The sequence below is a fragment of the Blautia acetigignens genome, assembly GCF_025566865.1.
Classification (GTDB): Bacteria; Bacillota; Clostridia; order Lachnospirales; family Lachnospiraceae; genus Blautia_A; species Blautia_A acetigignens.
This window is the reverse complement of the sequence record NZ_JAOQJM010000002.1, coordinates 189,365-205,980: the sequence shown is the minus strand read 5'-3', so window position 1 is coordinate 205,980 and position 16,616 is coordinate 189,365. Positions and strand designations below refer to the sequence as shown.

The following is a 16,616-nucleotide window of genomic DNA, read 5'->3' as shown; positions in this document are numbered from 1 at the left end:
AATTATGAAATTGAAAAAAATATTTGGTGTATCTGTTGTAACTGTGCTGTTATGTCTTACGGGCTGTACGAATAAAAAAGCTTATTTATGAAGAACGGCTGAATCAGATGGATGAAGTGACCCATCAGATGTTTTTAAATCTGGAAGATGTTATGGGCACAAAATGGGATTATGTCCAGGTACAATTCATGTGCTTTATCATTCTGTTTGCAGTTGTTGCGGCAGTTTGTGTAATTACAGCTATCGTAACAGTGCTTAGAAAAAAACAGAGTGAAGCAATTGAAGTTGAAAGAGAAAATAACACAAAACTGGAAACAATCAATAAGACGATTCCAATCATTGCCATGACTGCCAATGCATTTTCGGAGGATATCCAGTATTCCTTTGCGGCTGGTATGAACGTACATATTTCAAAACCGGTTGAGATGAAGGTACTGGAAAAGACAATCAGAAGCATAAAATTCGTGGGGGTATCGAACCGCAGGTCACTGAACAGTGACAAATGAAAAGTAACCAGACATAAAAAAATCGAAAAGGATAGTTAGGAATAGATAGAAAATGAAAGGAAAAAGAGTGATTGCAGGCATTCTGCTTGCGGGAATTTTAGCAGTCACCCTGGCAGGGTGTAAAAACACAGATAACACGAAAGAAGAAAACGAAAAGCCTATTATTACCCTCGGCAGCGACAACTATCCACCATATAATTATCTGAATGAGGATGGTGTACCGACGGGAATTGATGTAGAACTGGCTACAGAAGCTTTCAAAAGAATGGGATATCAGGTGGAGGTTGTCCAGATCAACTGGGAGAAGAAAAAAGAAATGGTGGAAAGCGGAGAGATTGACTGTATCATGGGCTGCTTTTCCATGGAAGGGCGTCTTGATGATTACCGCTGGGCGGGACCATATATAGCAAGCCGTCAGGTGGTTGCGGTAAATGAGAATAGTGATATCTATACACTGAGTGACCTGGAGGGAAAGAACCTGGCTGTTCAGTCCACAACCAAACCGGAAGGCATCTTTCTGAACCGGACGGATGAGAGAATCCCAAAGCTGGGCAATCTGATCAGCCTGGGACACAGGGAGCTGATCTATACGTTTCTGGGAAAAGGATATGTAGATGCAGTCGCCGCACATGAGGAATCTATTGTTCAGTATATGAAAGATTATGATGCAAGCTTCCGTATTCTGGAAGAGCCTTTGATGATCACTGGAATAGGTGTTGCTTTTGCAAAAGATGATGACAGAGGAATCTGTGAACAGATGAGCCAGACACTGGAAGAAATGCGTCAGGATGGCACATCCTTGAAAATTATTGAAAAATATCTGGATGATCCCCAGAAGTATCTGGAGGTGGATGATCTTGGATATTAAGAAAAAAGAAAAACGAATCCAGCTGCTCGGCGGTCTGATTGGAATCTGTGTGGCTGTAGCCTCTCTGTTTTATTTCTTTCACGCAGAAAAAGAGGAAGCAGAGAAAAGAATGGTGGAGATTGTAAACTATGTGAAAGTGCAGTGCTCCACCTACACCCATTATAATGAATCTTCAGAATCCAAAAGTCTTCTCCGTGCCATTGAAAGTGCCAGACAGATGAGTACAAATATCGACATGGAAACAGAAAATGATGGTCAGCTAAGTCAGGAGTTCCTGAAAGAAAATCTGCAGACTCTCTGGGTGGATGGTATCATTGTACTGGATACAGAGGGAAAGATAGACTGTGAATACAGCACGGATGAATCTCTGGCCAATGAAATTACGGCATATCTGCAAAAAGATATTATTATGGATTTTGCCGGATATGAAGAAAGATCTTATTCAGAACGGTTTGCCAGGGAAGACGGATCCTATATTGATGTTGCAGCCTGTGCCAGAAAAGATGCACCGGGTATTGTGGCAATCTACTATTACACACCTCCTGAATTTGCCAGAAATTATACACTGACGATACAGGGACTTTTAAATGGTTATAGTATCCAGAAAGATGGAACGATTATTGTTGCAGACGAGGGGATCGTTGTTGCCAGCAATGATGAGAGCTTGCTGGGGCAGAATACGGCTGACAACGAAGTTGTTCAGGCAATGAAGAGGCATACAGATAGTCAACACATTTACCATTTGAAAAATGAAGGAATCGGATGTTACGGAATCATGCTTAAGCAGAGAGATTATTATATCTATGCGTATCTTCCGGATACAGAAGTGTTCCATAATCTTCCATTAAGTGTGATAAGCGTTATTTTTCTTTATTTTCTGATGTTTAGTATATTCTGGTTCTGGACATACAGAACCAATCTGGCACACCGGAAACAGGAACAGGAAAAAGATGAAAAATATAAAGCAGAACTTCTGATAGCAGCAAAAAAGGCAGAAGCAGCCAATGAGACAAAAACAGAGCTTCTACAGCGAATGAGTCATGATATCCGGACTCCAATCAATGGAATCTGTGGCATGGTAAATATGGCAGATCATTATGCAGATGATATAGAAAAGCAGACAGAATACAGAACAAAGGTGAAAGAGGCATCCAATCTGCTGCTGGAACTGGTAAATGATGTTCTGGACATGAGTAAGCTTGAGTCAGGTGAAATCGTTCTGGAAAAGATTCCATTTAATCTGAACAAAATTTTCATGGAAGTATTTGTTGTGATCGAGCAGATGGCAGCAGAACAGAATATCCGGATCAAATGGGAGAAGAAAGAAATCACGCACTGTGCTCTTATTGGAAGTCCGGGATATGTGAAACGTGTGATGATGAATATTCTGTCCAATGCGGTGAAATATAACAGAGAAAACGGACATATCTATATCAGCTGCATTGAAATTCCATCCGAACAGCCAGAAATGACGACAATGGAATTTGTCTGCCAGGATACAGGAATCGGAATGACTGAGGAGTTCCAGAAATGTGTGTTTGAACCATTTGCACAGGAACATACGGGAAGCCGCACAAAGTTTGCCGGAACCGGACTGGGAATGGCCATTTCAAGGAAGCTGGTCGAGAAAATGGATGGAACCATTACTTTTGAAAGTGAAAAAGGCGTAGGGACGACATTTGTGATCCGGGTTCCATTTAAAATAGATCTGGATGCGGATAAACATGAAGAACAGACGGATGCATCAGAAAAATCTATAAAGGGGTTGAATATTCTTCTGGCAGAAGATAATGAGCTGAATATGGAAATCGCCGAATTTATGCTTCAGAATGAAGGCGCTCACGTGTCAAAAGCATGGAATGGACAGGAAGCGATCGAAGTATTCAAAAAAAGTGAGCCTGGTGAATTTGATGTCATTCTTATGGACATTATGATGCCGATCATGAATGGTTATGAAGCTACAAAAATAATCAGGTCTCTGGACAGAGAGGATGCAAAGGTAATACCGATCATTGCAATGACAGCAAATGCGTTCACGGAGGACAGAATAAGAGCAAAAGAAGCAGGAATGGATGAACATGTTGCTAAGCCTGTTGATGTGGAATTACTGGTAAAAGTAATTCATAAATTGGTGAAATAATTGATAGGGTAATGTTAAATAAGCGGTGCACACACACTGAAAGGTGTGTGTCAGAATCTTTTCTTATATTTTTTATAGTGAAAGATTGCTTGAAGTGCGGTAAGGAATATGGTATCATAATAGAACGTATATTCGATTAAAGCAAGGCGGTGAATAAGATTGACGAATACTGGCAAAATACAGGCAATCCGGTCTGTCCTTTTATTGAATGATCCGGATAAAAGCCAGTATATTAAACTTCTGGAAGATCTGGGAGATTTGCTGCGGGGCAGGTTCTTCCGGTTCTGGTGCGGATGAAGGATGTTTCTGGTCCGTTTTACAGATACGGGCGGCGGAATACAGGTGAAGGCTCACAGGCTGTTTGCAACGAGGGAAGAAGCTGAAAAGAGTATTGAGAAGGCATCAGAGACAAAGAAGGTGCGTGGGAATCCGTATGACCGATGGTATTGAACGGATGGTAAAGTAAATAAATGCATCAGGGGAAACCTGTTGTTGTCTGTGGAGAGATCTGCAGATGGCAGCAGGTTTATTTTTTTGTGTGAAAGGACAAGGAAGTAGATACTCGAGTGTTCCAAGGAATCCGTTTTCTTTTGGAAGAGAATAGTTATTACCTAATTGGGCAATCAGGTGAGCTACTGTGGTGTAAAACTGTGTTTCTTCCTTTTTGACATTAAGGCTAAAATCTCCTGTGGGTTTGTTAATTGACGTCCGGGAAGTGTCTGCTTTGGTGTGCGGTCATGATCAGCTTCGTCAATTGCTGCAACAAAACGTTTTACGCTATTGGGATTGGATACGACAAAATTATGAGTAATACTTGAAGTAGCCATGTTAACCGATATGCTCTGTATCTGTTTTCATTATGATAGGTATTTGAATTTGGAAAAGAAATTCCATACAGGCATTGTTGATTCAATCAGAAAGGAAAACAAACTCATGAAATCAGTAATTTCCATTGGAAATCAGGATTTTATATCCATATGATCGGCCGTGCCATCAATGATGTGACCATCAATGGAATCTTCGGCGCAGGAGGAGATACCATGTTTGATATGTACAGCCTGGCAGTGTGCATGTGGTGCTTGGCCATTCCCCTGGCAGCCGCCGGAACCTACTACTTCCACTGGCCCGTTGTGGTAGTATACGCCTGCACCTGCATCGACGAGGTGGGCAAGCTCCCCTGGGTACTCCATCATTTCCAGAAATACAAATGGGTGAAGGACCTGACACGCTGACTTTCAGCAAACCTGTTTTTTCATCATCCGGTAGTAGCAGGAAATCAGCAGTGCGCAGGCTCCGAACCATGCAAGGGGGCTGGCGATGCAGACGGAGAAATATCCAAGAACTGCAGAAAGTCCCAGTGTTGTTGCGATGCGCATAACAAGTTCGATCATACAGGCAGTAAATGGAGCCCAGCCATTTCCCATACTTTGTACAGATGCCCGGTAAATGGACAGTAATCCCAAAAGAAAGTAACAGGGAGCGACAAAGGTTAAGTACTGGTCTGAGTAGGAATAAATTTCTGCAGTTGGATTGGAAAGAAAAAGCTCTACAATAGGATGGCGCAGAAAAAGAATTCCAAGGCACATGATCAGATTCAAGGCTTCTGTCTGTATCAGGCATGCACGCACGCTCAGACGAATCCGTTTCTTATTGCCAGCACCAAAATTTTGTGATACATAAGCAGAAATTGCAGCGATCATGGCATTATTTACAAGCACGGATACCTGGTCTGCTTTGGAGGCAGCTGTGTATCCTGCAACTGCATAAGTTCCCAGGGAATTGACAACTGCCTGCATGGCAAGCTGCCCGATACACATAACAGACATTTGAAATCCCATCTGAAATCCAATTTTTAAATGGGAAAAAAGCGGACTTTTCAGCTGGTCGAAATCCTGTCGGCTGATATGCAAAACCTGATATTTTTTCAGCCCGACCAGCAGACAGAAGAATGCGGAAAGGAGCTGGGAAATAACAGTAGCCCAGGCTGCACCTGCAACGCCCATATGGAACGGAACAATAAAAAGCAGATCTAAAAAAATATTCAATATAGAAGAAAACACCAGAAAATACAGAGGCATATTGCTGTCTCCCAGGGCACGAAGCATATTGGAAATCAGGTTATAAAAGACGGTTGCACTGGTTCCAAGAAGAACAACAAACATATAGTCATAGGCCTCTTTGGAAATGTCTTCCGGTATTTTCATAATGGTTATAAGCTGGTGCGCCAGCAGGCAGCAGATCAAAGTCAGCAAAACAGAGAAGAAAATACTTAAGACAGCAGATGCTGCAATGCTTTTTCGCATAACACAAAGTAAATAATAATACTGGTGGAACCAACTGCTGCAAGTGAATTCGTGCCAAGTGTTTTTCCCACAATCACAGAATCTGCCAGCGTGTAAAACAGCTGGAATAGATTTCCGATAATAACAGGAACCGCAAATTTCAGCAGACACCAAAATGGATTCTCGCTTGTTAAATCCTTTTTTTGCGAACGGTTCATAATAGCCTGCTGTTTCTTACATTTTTTCTGATACGTATTCGTACAATCACACTTCCATATGTGTAATCAAAACGATTTGTATTATATCATCAAAAAAAGAAAAAATATTGCATAATCTCACAATTATATAGTACAATATCACTATTGAAAAGGATGTGGGAATTTATGCAGAGTGTCAGCACCAATCTTAACCTTCAGGAAACAAGAAGACACGGCAGTCCTGACTTTCCCCTGGAATTTAATACAGATGATACACGGGATTATTACAAGAATGATATTAACTGGCATTGGCATGAGGAATTTGAACTGGTCTATATTATAGAAGGATGTGTTGCCTGTCATATTAATCAGAGTGTATATGAACTTCAGCCAGGGGAGGGTATTTTTATTAACAGCAGTGTGCTGCACCGTTTTACCTCGGAAAAATACGGGATTATAACGAATGTGATATTTCTGCCGGCTTTTCTGGCTGCCAAAGAGAGCCTTATTTACAGAAAATATGTGATGCCGCTGGAAAAGGCTGAGATGCCATGTATTGTGTTAAGAAAAGAAGAAGTATGGAAAAAGCAGATGTTGTCTCTTTTACAGGAACTGTTTTCTAACCTGAAAACTGCTGAATGGAATGAATTATCTATTCGAAATCAGCTAAGCGAAATATGGCTTCTTATGTTTTTAAAGTTGAACAGCGAACAGCTTGCCCCGAAAATGGTCAATGGTTCCGCCCATTCCAGGAAAATGCTGCAGGCTATGATTCAGTACATCCAGATGCATTTTGAAAGGCCAATTACCCTTGCCGATATTGCAGGGGCAGCTAATATCAGCAAAAATACTGCTTTGCGTTATTTTCAGGAAAATATAGGAATTTCTCCAGTGGAATACCTGATGCAGTATCGTCTGAATAATGCCTGCAAAATGCTTCGGGAAACCTCTGAGAAAATAACTTACATTGCCAGATGTGCAGGATATGACAACGTAAGTTATTTTAACCGGATCTTTAAGAAATACGTGGGAAAAACTCCGTCCCAGTACCGGGCGGAACGAAGCAAGGAGTGAACATCGAGTTGCTTAGTTTAACAGACTAATGGATTTCTTCAGCCACTCAATCATCATTTCTTCCCGCATAATAGCGCCCATGAGTACCAGATAGTCGCCGAATTCATTGGAATCACTGTCTGGAACCTGGGAGAATTTCTGCTGGTTGTTCTGAAGGTGCTTCAGGCGGGCGGTGTGCCTGTAGACCTGTTCTTCCAGCATAAATTTCCGTTCTTCTTTGGGCAGGCAGCTGCAGAAAAAAATCTTCAGTCGGGAGATGTCCTTAGGGGTGGGCTGGGCCGGCGTTTCTGAGGAGAGCCAGGACATGAAATCTGTCCGTCCCTTTTCGGTAATATGGTACAGCTTTTTCTCCAGGCCATTGTCGGAGGCTTCCTGCCTGTAGGCAACGCAGCCTTCCTCTGTAAGCTTCTTCAGTTCCGGATAGATCTGGCTGTGCTTGGCAGACCAGAACTCGCACAATGCGGATTCAAACTGCTTCATCAGATCGTATCCGGTCATTTTTTTTTGATTTAAAAGGCCAAGAATGGCGTATTTTAATGTTCTCATATGATTTCTCTTTCGTATTTAGGGATTCAAACATGCTTTAGTTTTCAATGCGGCATATTTCATATCATAGCACACCAGCAGAATTTTCCAACTCTTTTTCCTCAATTTCTCAATATTCTACAAAAAATCCATGGAAAGATTGTTAATAATTACATGTAATAATTTATATGTCTATATTTACATATAAAACAAAATGTGCTAAGATAAACTGGCTTTGATAGAAAAATAACAAACAGAGAAAAGGAGAGACAAGATGAACTTAACCAGAAAACGGTGGAGAACCTTAATCGCATGCTGTTTCATCAATTTATGCCTTGGGTCCATTTATGTATGGAGTGTATTCGCAGCTTCCATGGCTGAGTTCTTAAGCACCGGAAATGGTGTTGCCTTAACCACAGCGGATCTTGCAATTGTGTATACCATTGCCAATTCCGTAGGACCGATTACCATGATCACAGGAGGAAGCTTTAACGATAAGTTTGGCCCGAAGAAGGTGATTCTTACAGGCGGACTTATGGTTGGAATCGGAATGATCGCTTCCGGGTTTGCCACAAGCGTAGGAGCCCTGATCGTGACATACGGACTGATCTTCGGACTTGGACTTGGAATGACCTACGGTACAGCGGTCAGCACATGTATGAAATTTTTCCCGGATAAAAGAGGCCTGATCGGCGGAATCACCACCGCAATTTACGGACTTGGATCCGTTATCCTGCCGCCAATCGTAACAGAGATAGTAGCAGTGACAGATGCGGCCGCAGCTTTTAAAATCGTAGGCGTCGCATTCCTGATCCTCATTTGCGGATGTTCCTTCTTTATGGAGCAGTGTCCGGCAGATTTTGTGCCAGATGGATGGACACCGCCGGCAGTGGCAGCAGGAAATAAAGCAGAGAACAAAAACTGGAAAGAAATGCTGAAAACTCCGGTATTCTACGTTATGCTTCTTCTGTTTACCTGCGGTGCATTCAGCGGAATGATGGTAATTTCACAGGCATCTGCAGTTGCTGCCAATATGGTGGGAATGACCGCTATTATGGCAAGTACAGCCGTTTCCGTTCTGGCTGTTTTCAATGCTGCAGGACGTATTCTGGCAGGGCTTTTGTCTGACAGGATCGGAAGGATTAACACCCTGTCTGTGGCAAGCGTGCTTGGAATCATCGGTCTTTTACTTTTATATATGACTGGTCAGGGGGGATACGCTACATTCTACATTGGAATTGCAGGAATCGGCTTAAGCTTCGGTTCTTTCATGGGTGTATATCCTGGCTTTACAGCAGACCAGTTTGGAGCAAAGAATAACAGTGTAAACTATGGAATCATGTTTATCGGCCTTGCAGGTGCCGGATACTTCGGACCTTCTGCAATGAGAAAAATCTACATGGCAGAGGGAACCTACCATGGCGCATTTCTGGTTGCCTGTGCATTTGCAGCAGCCGGACTGGCACTTACATTTGTGTACCGCTTTTTCGCAAAGAAAAAGGCGTGAAAAACACGAAATGAAAATATTGTTTAAATAATTGCACTATAAATAAAGAAACATATTGATTATATAAAAATTGTTATAAAAACACATAGAAAGGACCTTCACAATGGAAAGAAAATACCCGCATTTATGTCAGCCTATCACTTTAGGAAACGTAACCTTCCGCAACCGCATGTTTGCATCCCCGATCGGAGCAACCGATATTGACAAGGACTGCGTACCAGGCGAGAGAACCCGTGCCTTCTACGAGCTTCGTGCCAAAGGCGGAGCCGCAGCTGTAACCATGAGTGAGCTTGTAGTTCACCCGGAGACAGACGGTTCCCACATGCTTCATCTTGACCTTGCCACAGTTGGCTCCCTGGCTGCTTTCACCTTCACAGCAGATGCAATCAAGAGACACGGTGCAGTGCCAAGCGTGGAATTTTCCCATTCCGGCCAGTATGCAGGTACTTACATGGCAGATAAGAACAAAAAGCAGGGCCTGACCCAGTACGGACCAAGCGATGGCGTCCGTCCAGACGGAATGAAGGTAACTGCCCTTACCAAAGAGCAGATTGCAGACATTGTGAAGCGCTACGGCGAGACCGCCATTCTTGCAAAACGTGCAGGCTTTGAGATGATCATGATCCACGGCGGACACACCTGGCTTCTAAACCAGTTTATTTCCCCTTATTTCAACCACAGAACGGATGAGTACGGCGGAAGCTTCGAGAACAGAATGCGCTTCACCATCGAAGTGCTGAAGGAAGTGCGAAATGCAGTTGGCCCTATGTTCCCGATCGAGTTTCGTATGAGCGGTTCTGAGCTGTTCGAGGGCGGTTATGACCTGGACGAGGGTGTTCGGATCGCACAGGCAGTGGAGCCTTATGTAGACCTGATCCATGTATCCGCAGGATCCTACCAGTTCGGATTTTTCAGAACTCATCCGTCTATGTTTGCAGAGCATGGCGTGAATGTGTACCTTGCAGAAGAAATCAAAAAGCACGTAAGCAAACCGGTTGCCACCATCGGTGCCTTAAATGATCCGGCACAGATGGAAGAGATCATTGCGTCCGGAAAAGCTGATGTGGTTTACATGGGACGTGCCCTTCTGGCAGATCCATACCTGCCCCAGAAGGTTGTGTCCGGAAATGATGACAAGATCGTGAAATGTCTGCGCTGCTTTGCATGTATGGCAGAAAGACCTACCACACAGACCAGAAGATGTACCGTCAACCCGCTGATCGGACGTGAGATTGAAGGTACAGAGGTACTTCCTGCAGCTGTGAAGAAGAAAGTGCTTGTAGTTGGCGGCGGCGTAGCCGGACTGAAGGCAGCTGTGACAGCAGCCCTTCGCGGTCACAGGGTTGTGCTTTGCGAGAAGAGCGACAAGGTGGGTGGAATTTTAAAGTGCGAGCAGGCGATTGATTTCAAGCAGGAAATGTACCAGCTTGGTCTTTCACTGGAAGCACAGGCAAAAGAAGCTGGCGTTGAGATCCGCTGCAACACAGAGGTGACTCCGGAATATGCAGAGGCACAGAATGCAGATGTGATGATCCTGGCAGTTGGCTCCAATCCGATTGTTCCCCTGCTCAAAGGTATGGACCAAGACAACGTGGTTGTCGTTAACAACTATTACCTGGAAAAAGAAAAGGTAGGCGATTCCGTTGTAGTTCTTGGCGGCGGTCTGGCAGGCTGTGAAGCTGCCATCCACCTTGCACAGGAGGGCAAAAAGGTGCATCTGGTAGAGATGAGACCTGAGCTTGCACCGGACGCAAACATCCGCCACCGTCCGATCCTGATGCAGATGATCGACAAGTATGTGGAAGCACATACCTGTTACCAGGGAATGGAAGTGACACCGGACGGCGTACTTTGCAAGGACGCAGATGGAAATGAGGTTTTGGTACCTGGAAAATCCGTAATCTGCGCAGTTGGCCAGAGAGCCAACCGTGATGCAGTAAATGCACTTCGAAATTGTGCACCTGTGGTACGCGAGATCGGAGACTGTGTCCGCCCAAGCAACATCACAAACGCAATTTACATGGGATATCACGCAGGTCTTGATGCGTAAAAATATGGAAAATGGAAAAGGCGTTCGCTTATGCGGGCGCCTTTCTTTGGTCTGCACTGTTGGAAATTGACACAGGACAGTGGGATGCCTTATAATGAAAAGAACAAAAGTTTTGCGGCACGCCTGTGCCTTAGCTATTCGGAGGTGCCATATACCAACAAAATTGTATTTATTGCAGCAATTTTTATATTCGGAATTCTTGCTGTGGGCAATACAGTGGTGAAAAATAAGCGGTGGCTGGTTCATGCTTCCGCATATCTTTTCATGGCCTTTTATCTTGGTGTTGGAATTTTGGCTTCTGTGGGAGAAGGCAGTGTGCAGGAGCGCACCCAGAAACATATGTTTTGCCGTGGACGCTGTGTCTGACGGTGCATCGGCTGTGGAGATTCCAAAGCTTCTGAATATGCTGGGAAAAATTCTGGGATAAAATAGAAAGAGGGGTATAAAGAAAATGACAGAGAAATTTGAATTTAGAAATATTCGTCCAGATGAGGCAGAACAGGCAGTGGAAATCGAGCAGATCTGTTTTCCTCCCAACGAAGCCTGCTCTCCCAAAAGCATGAGAGAGCGTACCGAGCATGCATCTGAGACATTCCTGGTGGCAGTAGATAAGGCAACTGGTAAAATTGCGGGATTTTTAAACGGCGTCGCAACAGATGAAGAAGTGTTCCGCGATGAATTTTTTACGGACATCACCCTTCATGATCCAAAAGGAAAAAACATTATGCTCCTTGGCCTTGATGTGCTCCCGGAGTACCGTCACCAGGGTCTTGCCCGCGAGATCATGACCCACTACGCAGCCCGTGAGCAGGCCAAAGGCCGCAAATGCCTGTACCTCACCTGCCTGGACCAGAAGGTGGAAATGTACAAAAAAATGGGCTACACCGACGATGGCATCTCCGGTTCCGTCTGGGGAGGCGAAGAGTGGCACGATATGAGCCGTAAGCTTTAATTTGGGAAGATTCCATTTTCCAGGGAAAGGAGCGGCACACCTATGATTCGTCTTCAGGATATTGCAGATATGGCTGGGGTCAGCAGAACCACAGTATCGAATGTAATTAATGGAAATACGAAACGGGTTTCTCAGGAAACCATTGATAAAATAACGGCAATCCTTAAAGAGCAGAATTACGTTCCACATATGGGCTCTGTGATGCTGTCCGGTCATGGTTCCAGGATCATCGGGGTTGTGGTTGGCTTTAACCAGGCACACGGAATGCAGCCCTTGCAGGATTCCTTTGTAGGGGAGCTGGTGGGAACCATCCAGAACGAAGCGGAAGCGAAGGGCTACTATATCATGCTCATCGGCGGGGAAAATATTCAGCATGTGGTAGACATTGCTTCCAGATGGAATGTGGAAGGCCTGATTATCCTGGGTTACAATGACGAGAAATACAGGCAGCTGTCCCGGAAGCTGAACAAGAAAATGGTTCTCATCGATACCTATCCTGCCGGTGAATATTTTTTCCAGAATGTAGGTGTAGATGATTATTCCGGCGGCTATCAGATTGGAAATTATCTGTATTCCTGTGGCTACGACAAGGCAATTTTTATAGCAGAAACGGATATTGACAGTGATTACAGCCGTTGGGTGGGCTTCAAACAGGCCATGGAACAGGATGGGAAGTTCTGCAGCCGTACACGTCTTGTGATAGTATCCTATGAGAAAAAAAAGCGGCTTCAAAAATACAGTGAGCTTCTGCCCCGCTTTCTTGAAGTAAAAGCACTGGCTTTTTCTTCAGATTATGATGCCATTGAGGCAATGAACTTCTTTTTGGATCAGGGAATTAAAATTCCGGATCAAATTTCCATTACAGGCTATGATGACAGCATTTACGCGCAAATGGTGCGCCCCAAGCTGACCACGGTTCATCAGGACGTCAGCCAGAAAGCACATCTGGCCTTAAGCCGTCTGCTTCGGATGGCAGCAGGCGAACAGCTAAAGGAAATGAATGTGAAAAGCCCGGTGCATCTTGTGAGAAGAGAATCTGTAAAAGAAAAAAATAGACCTCTTATTTGAATAACAGCCCAGCTGCCCTATGTGCAGATCTGGGCTGTTATTGCGTTATGAGCAGTTCGTACTTTGTTTTTCTGCATGAAATTTCCTTTAACGGGGAAAAATCTGACAGTAAGCTGCAATGCTTCGTCTGCCGCCATTCCTGGTTTTGTCATATATGCACAAAAACAATAAAGGAACTTTGTCAGTTATTTAAGTTTCTCGAGAAACCTGTTGATTTTACTGCAATCACGCGATATGATAGAGCCACCAAAAGGGAAGCAGGACAGACGTGTTCAGGAAATGCTTTCACAAAAACAAATGCTGCGCAGCCTTCATAAAGGAAAAATGGAGGAATAAAAAATGAATAAGAAAATCGTTTGCACATTGATGGTTGGTACCTTACTGGCAGGTATGCTTACAGGCTGTGGAGGCTCCTCTGAAGGCGGCTCTTCAGCAAAAGGCTCCAAAGGAACAGAGCTGGAGCTTTTCTCTACAAAGGCAGAAAACAAAGACATTCTTCAGAAGCTGGTGGACAAATTTAACGAGACACATGAGGACGTGACAATCAAGATCACAGCTCCGGCAGATGCAGGAACTGTATTGAAAACCAGAATGGCGAAGAACGATATGCCGGACATTGTTGCAATGGGCGGTGATAATAACTACACAGAAGTGGAAAGCGCAGGAATGCTGGTAGACTTAAGTGGTGAGGATTACATTTCCACAGTTCAGGAATCCTACCTGCAGATGGTTTATGATGTAAACAAGGACAAAGAAGAAAAAGCATACGGCGTTCCATATGCAACAAATGCTTCCGGTGTCATTTACAATGTAGACAAGTTTGAAGAATACGGTATTGAAATTCCAAAAACCTGGGACGAATTCATCGCTGTGATCGAGAAGCTTCAGGATGCAGGAGAGCAGCCGCTTCTTATGACCTACAAGGATGCATGGACCAGCCTGTGCCCATGGAACAGTATGGCACCGGACCTTGCACCGACTACATTTAATGATGACCGTAAAGCAGGCAAGACTACATTTGTGGGAACTCACGAAGAAATCGTAGAGAAATACCTGAAGCTTCTTGACTATGCACAGGACGACTTCATGGGACTTACCTATGACGATGGAAATAAAGCATTTGCAAACGGCGAAGCAGCTATGATCGTCAACGGTAACTGGGCAATCAACCAGTATCTGAATTCCAATTCAGACCTGAAGGTTAATATGTTTGCATTCCCGGCATCTAATGACGAAGCACAGAATTATGTGACCTCCGGTGTTGATGTACTCCTGGGCGTATGCAAGGACAGTGCAAACGAAGAGATGGCAAAGGAATTTGTATCCTTTATGCTGGAACCGGAAAATGCAAAAATGTATATTGAAGATCAGTTTGCTTTCTCCGCTGTAAAAGGCGTGGAGCAGGAAAATGAAACCGTTGCAGGTGTAAAAGAAGACATTGCAAACGGCAAGGTTGCCAACTTCCCGGATCACTACTATCCATCAGGCTTTGATCTTTCCGCTCTGATTTCCGAAATGTGCTTGAACTACACAAACGGAATGGACAATGAGGAAAATATGAACCAGTTCCTTGCACAGTGCGACGAGAAATATGATATTGCAAATGTAGATTAATCTGCTGATTAAAGCAAGAGAAGCCCTCTTTAGCCTCTGCCGGATAAATATATAAATCTGGCAGAGGCTGAAGAAATCTGATATAGATGAGGAGAGGATCTCATGAAGAAAAAAACATCACGGAAAAGACCGGCGGTAAACCGGATCTACTACATCTACGTAGGAATCCTTGCAGTTCTGTTTTTTACATTTCATACAATACCATTCCTGAAGGGTGTTATGTACAGCTTTACAGACTGGAGAGGCTACGGAGACTGGAACTTTGTAGGACTTCGGAATTATATCCACATGTTTTCCGATGCAGATACCGGAAATGCATATTTATTTACATTTAAGTTTGCAGTGATCACCACGATCCTGGTCAACGTAATCAGCCTGATTCTTGCCTGTGCCTTAAATGCAAAAATCAAATTTAAAAATACCATCAAAGCATTCTACTTCCTTCCATACATGCTTGGAAGTCTGATTGTTGGATTTATTTTCAACTATATTTTCGCTAATCTCATTCCTCAGTTGGGAAAAGGACTTGGCATCAAGGCCTTAAGCGTAAATATTCTTGGAACCAACAATGCCATCTGGGGCATCATTGCCGTATCCCTCTGGATCGGATGTGCATTTAATACATTGATTTATATTGCAGGACTTCAGTCTATTGATACTGATGTGTATGAAGCAGCTGACCTGGATGGTGCAACCGGATTCCGTCGATTCAGCAAGATCACCTTCCCCCTTCTGGCTCCGTCCTTTACCATCAACATGGTTCTTTCTGCAAAAGGCTATCTGATGGTTTATGACCAGATTATGGCCATGACAGAAGGAGGTCCTGGAACCAGCACTACCTCTATTGCCGTATTAATTTATAAGAAAGGCTTTGGAGGCGGACAGTTTGCTTACCAGTCTGCCAATGCTGTTATGCTTTTTATAGTAGTTGTGCTGATTTCTGTATTCCAGCTGCGTATACTTGAGAAGAGGGAGGAAAAATTAGGATGAAACACGATACAGTAAAAGTAAAAGAGCGTTATAACTGGCCTGTTACGATTCTTCTGATCATTGGAATCGTAGTAGTTATTCTCCTGCCTCTTTATATGGCACTTATGATTGCCATCAAAGACCCATCTGATATGAATAATATTCTGGCATTTCCAAAGAAAATCCGTCTTCAGAACTTTGCGGATGCATGGGTAATGACAGATTTTCCCAGAAAGTTTTTTAATACTGCATTTATCACTGTGATCAACCTGATTTTCACCCTGATCACAAACTCCTTTGCAGCTTATGCAATTACAAGAAACCGCAAGAAGAGCAAATTCTTCTCCGTTATGTATTACTATTTTATCAGTGCCATGTTTATTCCCTTCCAGGTAATTATGCTGCCATTGGTTGTGCAGGCAAATACCTTCCATCTGGATAATATTTTCGGAATCACTTTCCTGTATATTATTTTCGGTCTTCCTATGAATACCTTCTTGTATACAGGTGCTGTAAAAGCCATTCCGGAGGCACTGGACGAAGCTGCAATGATTGATGGCGCAAACCCCATCCAGATATTCAGCAGAATTATTTTTCCGATATTAAAACCAACCACTGCAACAGTAGCGATTCTTTCCTTTATGTGGACCTGGAACGACTTCACTATGCCGCTGGTGCTTTTAAGTGATGAGAGCCAGCAGACCCTGCAGCTTGCACAGTATGTGTTTAAGAAACAGTTTTCCGTAGATTACAATCTGGCATTTGCCTCCTATCTGCTTGTACTGCTTCCTGTACTGATTGTGTACATCTTCTGCCAGAAATGGATCATGAATGGCGTTGTTGCCGGAGCAGTGAAATAAGCAT

The 16,616-nt window shown here is 43.7% G+C and carries 15 protein-coding genes and 1 pseudogene; 13 read left to right on the top strand and 3 right to left on the bottom strand.

Annotated features, from left to right (window positions below; all coding sequences use genetic code 11):
* Positions 1–107: 107 nt before the first annotated feature.
* The 4 genes and pseudogenes from OCV70_RS20065 to OCV70_RS03780 all read left to right on the top strand — a co-directional run.
* Positions 108–506 (top strand): response regulator, encoded by a 399-nt coding sequence (locus OCV70_RS20065; RefSeq protein WP_021925539.1) that lies wholly within the window; start codon positions 108–110, stop codon positions 504–506.
* A 52-nt stretch (positions 507–558) separates the two neighbouring features.
* A complete protein-coding gene (locus OCV70_RS03790; protein WP_173766802.1) occupies positions 559–1,374 on the top strand; it encodes a substrate-binding periplasmic protein in 816 nt (271 codons plus the stop codon).
* The gene (locus OCV70_RS03785; protein WP_173766800.1) at positions 1,358–3,514 is read left to right on the top strand and encodes an ATP-binding protein; all 2,157 of its coding nucleotides are present in this window, start codon (positions 1,358–1,360) and stop codon (positions 3,512–3,514) included. Before OCV70_RS03790 ends, OCV70_RS03785 begins: the two co-directional genes overlap by 17 nt.
* A 974-nt stretch (positions 3,515–4,488) precedes the next feature.
* Positions 4,489–4,746 (top strand): annotated as a pseudogene (locus OCV70_RS03780) (MATE family efflux transporter); the annotation flags it as partial.
* Between the two features lie 3 nt (positions 4,747–4,749).
* Here OCV70_RS03780 and OCV70_RS03775 read toward each other — a convergent pair.
* On the bottom strand, positions 4,750–5,817 hold the full coding sequence (locus OCV70_RS03775) for an MATE family efflux transporter (RefSeq protein WP_243176637.1): 1,068 nt from the start codon (positions 5,815–5,817) through the stop codon (positions 4,750–4,752).
* Positions 5,784–6,014 carry an MATE family efflux transporter gene (locus OCV70_RS03770; RefSeq protein ID WP_243280730.1) on the bottom strand — a complete coding sequence of 77 codons (231 nt, stop codon included), beginning with the start codon at positions 6,012–6,014 and terminating at the stop codon, positions 5,784–5,786. Before OCV70_RS03770 ends, OCV70_RS03775 begins: the two co-directional genes overlap by 34 nt.
* A gap of 165 nt (positions 6,015–6,179) precedes the next feature.
* Between OCV70_RS03770 and OCV70_RS03765 the strand changes: the two genes are divergently transcribed.
* Entirely contained in the window at positions 6,180–7,067 is an 888-nt protein-coding gene (locus OCV70_RS03765; protein ID WP_173766798.1) for an AraC family transcriptional regulator, read from the top strand.
* Between the two features lie 12 nt (positions 7,068–7,079).
* Here the strand turns inward: OCV70_RS03765 and OCV70_RS03760 are convergent, their stop codons facing one another.
* Positions 7,080–7,613 (bottom strand): PadR family transcriptional regulator, encoded by a 534-nt coding sequence (locus tag OCV70_RS03760; protein WP_021926726.1) that lies wholly within the window; start codon positions 7,611–7,613, stop codon positions 7,080–7,082.
* A gap of 253 nt (positions 7,614–7,866) precedes the next feature.
* Between OCV70_RS03760 and OCV70_RS03755 the strand changes: the two genes are divergently transcribed.
* The 8 genes from OCV70_RS03755 to OCV70_RS03720 all read left to right on the top strand — a co-directional run bounded on the left by OCV70_RS03755 (position 7,867) and on the right by OCV70_RS03720 (position 16,612).
* Positions 7,867–9,099: an L-lactate MFS transporter gene (locus OCV70_RS03755; RefSeq protein WP_173766796.1), complete on the top strand. Its 1,233-nt coding sequence runs from the start codon at positions 7,867–7,869 to the stop codon at positions 9,097–9,099.
* 103 nt (positions 9,100–9,202) lie between these two features.
* Positions 9,203–11,149: an oxidoreductase gene (locus tag OCV70_RS03750; protein WP_173766794.1), complete on the top strand. Its 1,947-nt coding sequence runs from the start codon at positions 9,203–9,205 to the stop codon at positions 11,147–11,149.
* A gap of 84 nt (positions 11,150–11,233) precedes the next feature.
* On the top strand, positions 11,234–11,515 hold the full coding sequence (locus tag OCV70_RS03745) for a hypothetical protein (protein ID WP_117852357.1): 282 nt from the start codon (positions 11,234–11,236) through the stop codon (positions 11,513–11,515).
* Between the two features lie 85 nt (positions 11,516–11,600).
* Complete coding sequence (locus tag OCV70_RS03740) at positions 11,601–12,101, top strand: GNAT family N-acetyltransferase (RefSeq protein ID WP_021926731.1); 501 nt, start codon at positions 11,601–11,603, stop codon at positions 12,099–12,101.
* 42 nt (positions 12,102–12,143) lie between these two features.
* On the top strand, positions 12,144–13,169 hold the full coding sequence (locus tag OCV70_RS03735) for a LacI family DNA-binding transcriptional regulator (protein ID WP_173766792.1): 1,026 nt from the start codon (positions 12,144–12,146) through the stop codon (positions 13,167–13,169).
* 339 nt (positions 13,170–13,508) lie between these two features.
* The gene (locus tag OCV70_RS03730) at positions 13,509–14,783 is read left to right on the top strand and encodes an ABC transporter substrate-binding protein (RefSeq protein ID WP_021926734.1); all 1,275 of its coding nucleotides are present in this window, start codon (positions 13,509–13,511) and stop codon (positions 14,781–14,783) included.
* Positions 14,784–14,885: 102 nt separating this feature from the next.
* A complete protein-coding gene (locus OCV70_RS03725) occupies positions 14,886–15,773 on the top strand; it encodes a carbohydrate ABC transporter permease (RefSeq protein WP_173766790.1) in 888 nt (295 codons plus the stop codon).
* Entirely contained in the window at positions 15,770–16,612 is an 843-nt protein-coding gene (locus tag OCV70_RS03720; RefSeq protein WP_173766788.1) for a carbohydrate ABC transporter permease, read from the top strand. The genes OCV70_RS03725 and OCV70_RS03720 overlap by 4 nt, the downstream gene beginning before the upstream one ends.
* Positions 16,613–16,616 lie beyond the last annotated feature (4 nt).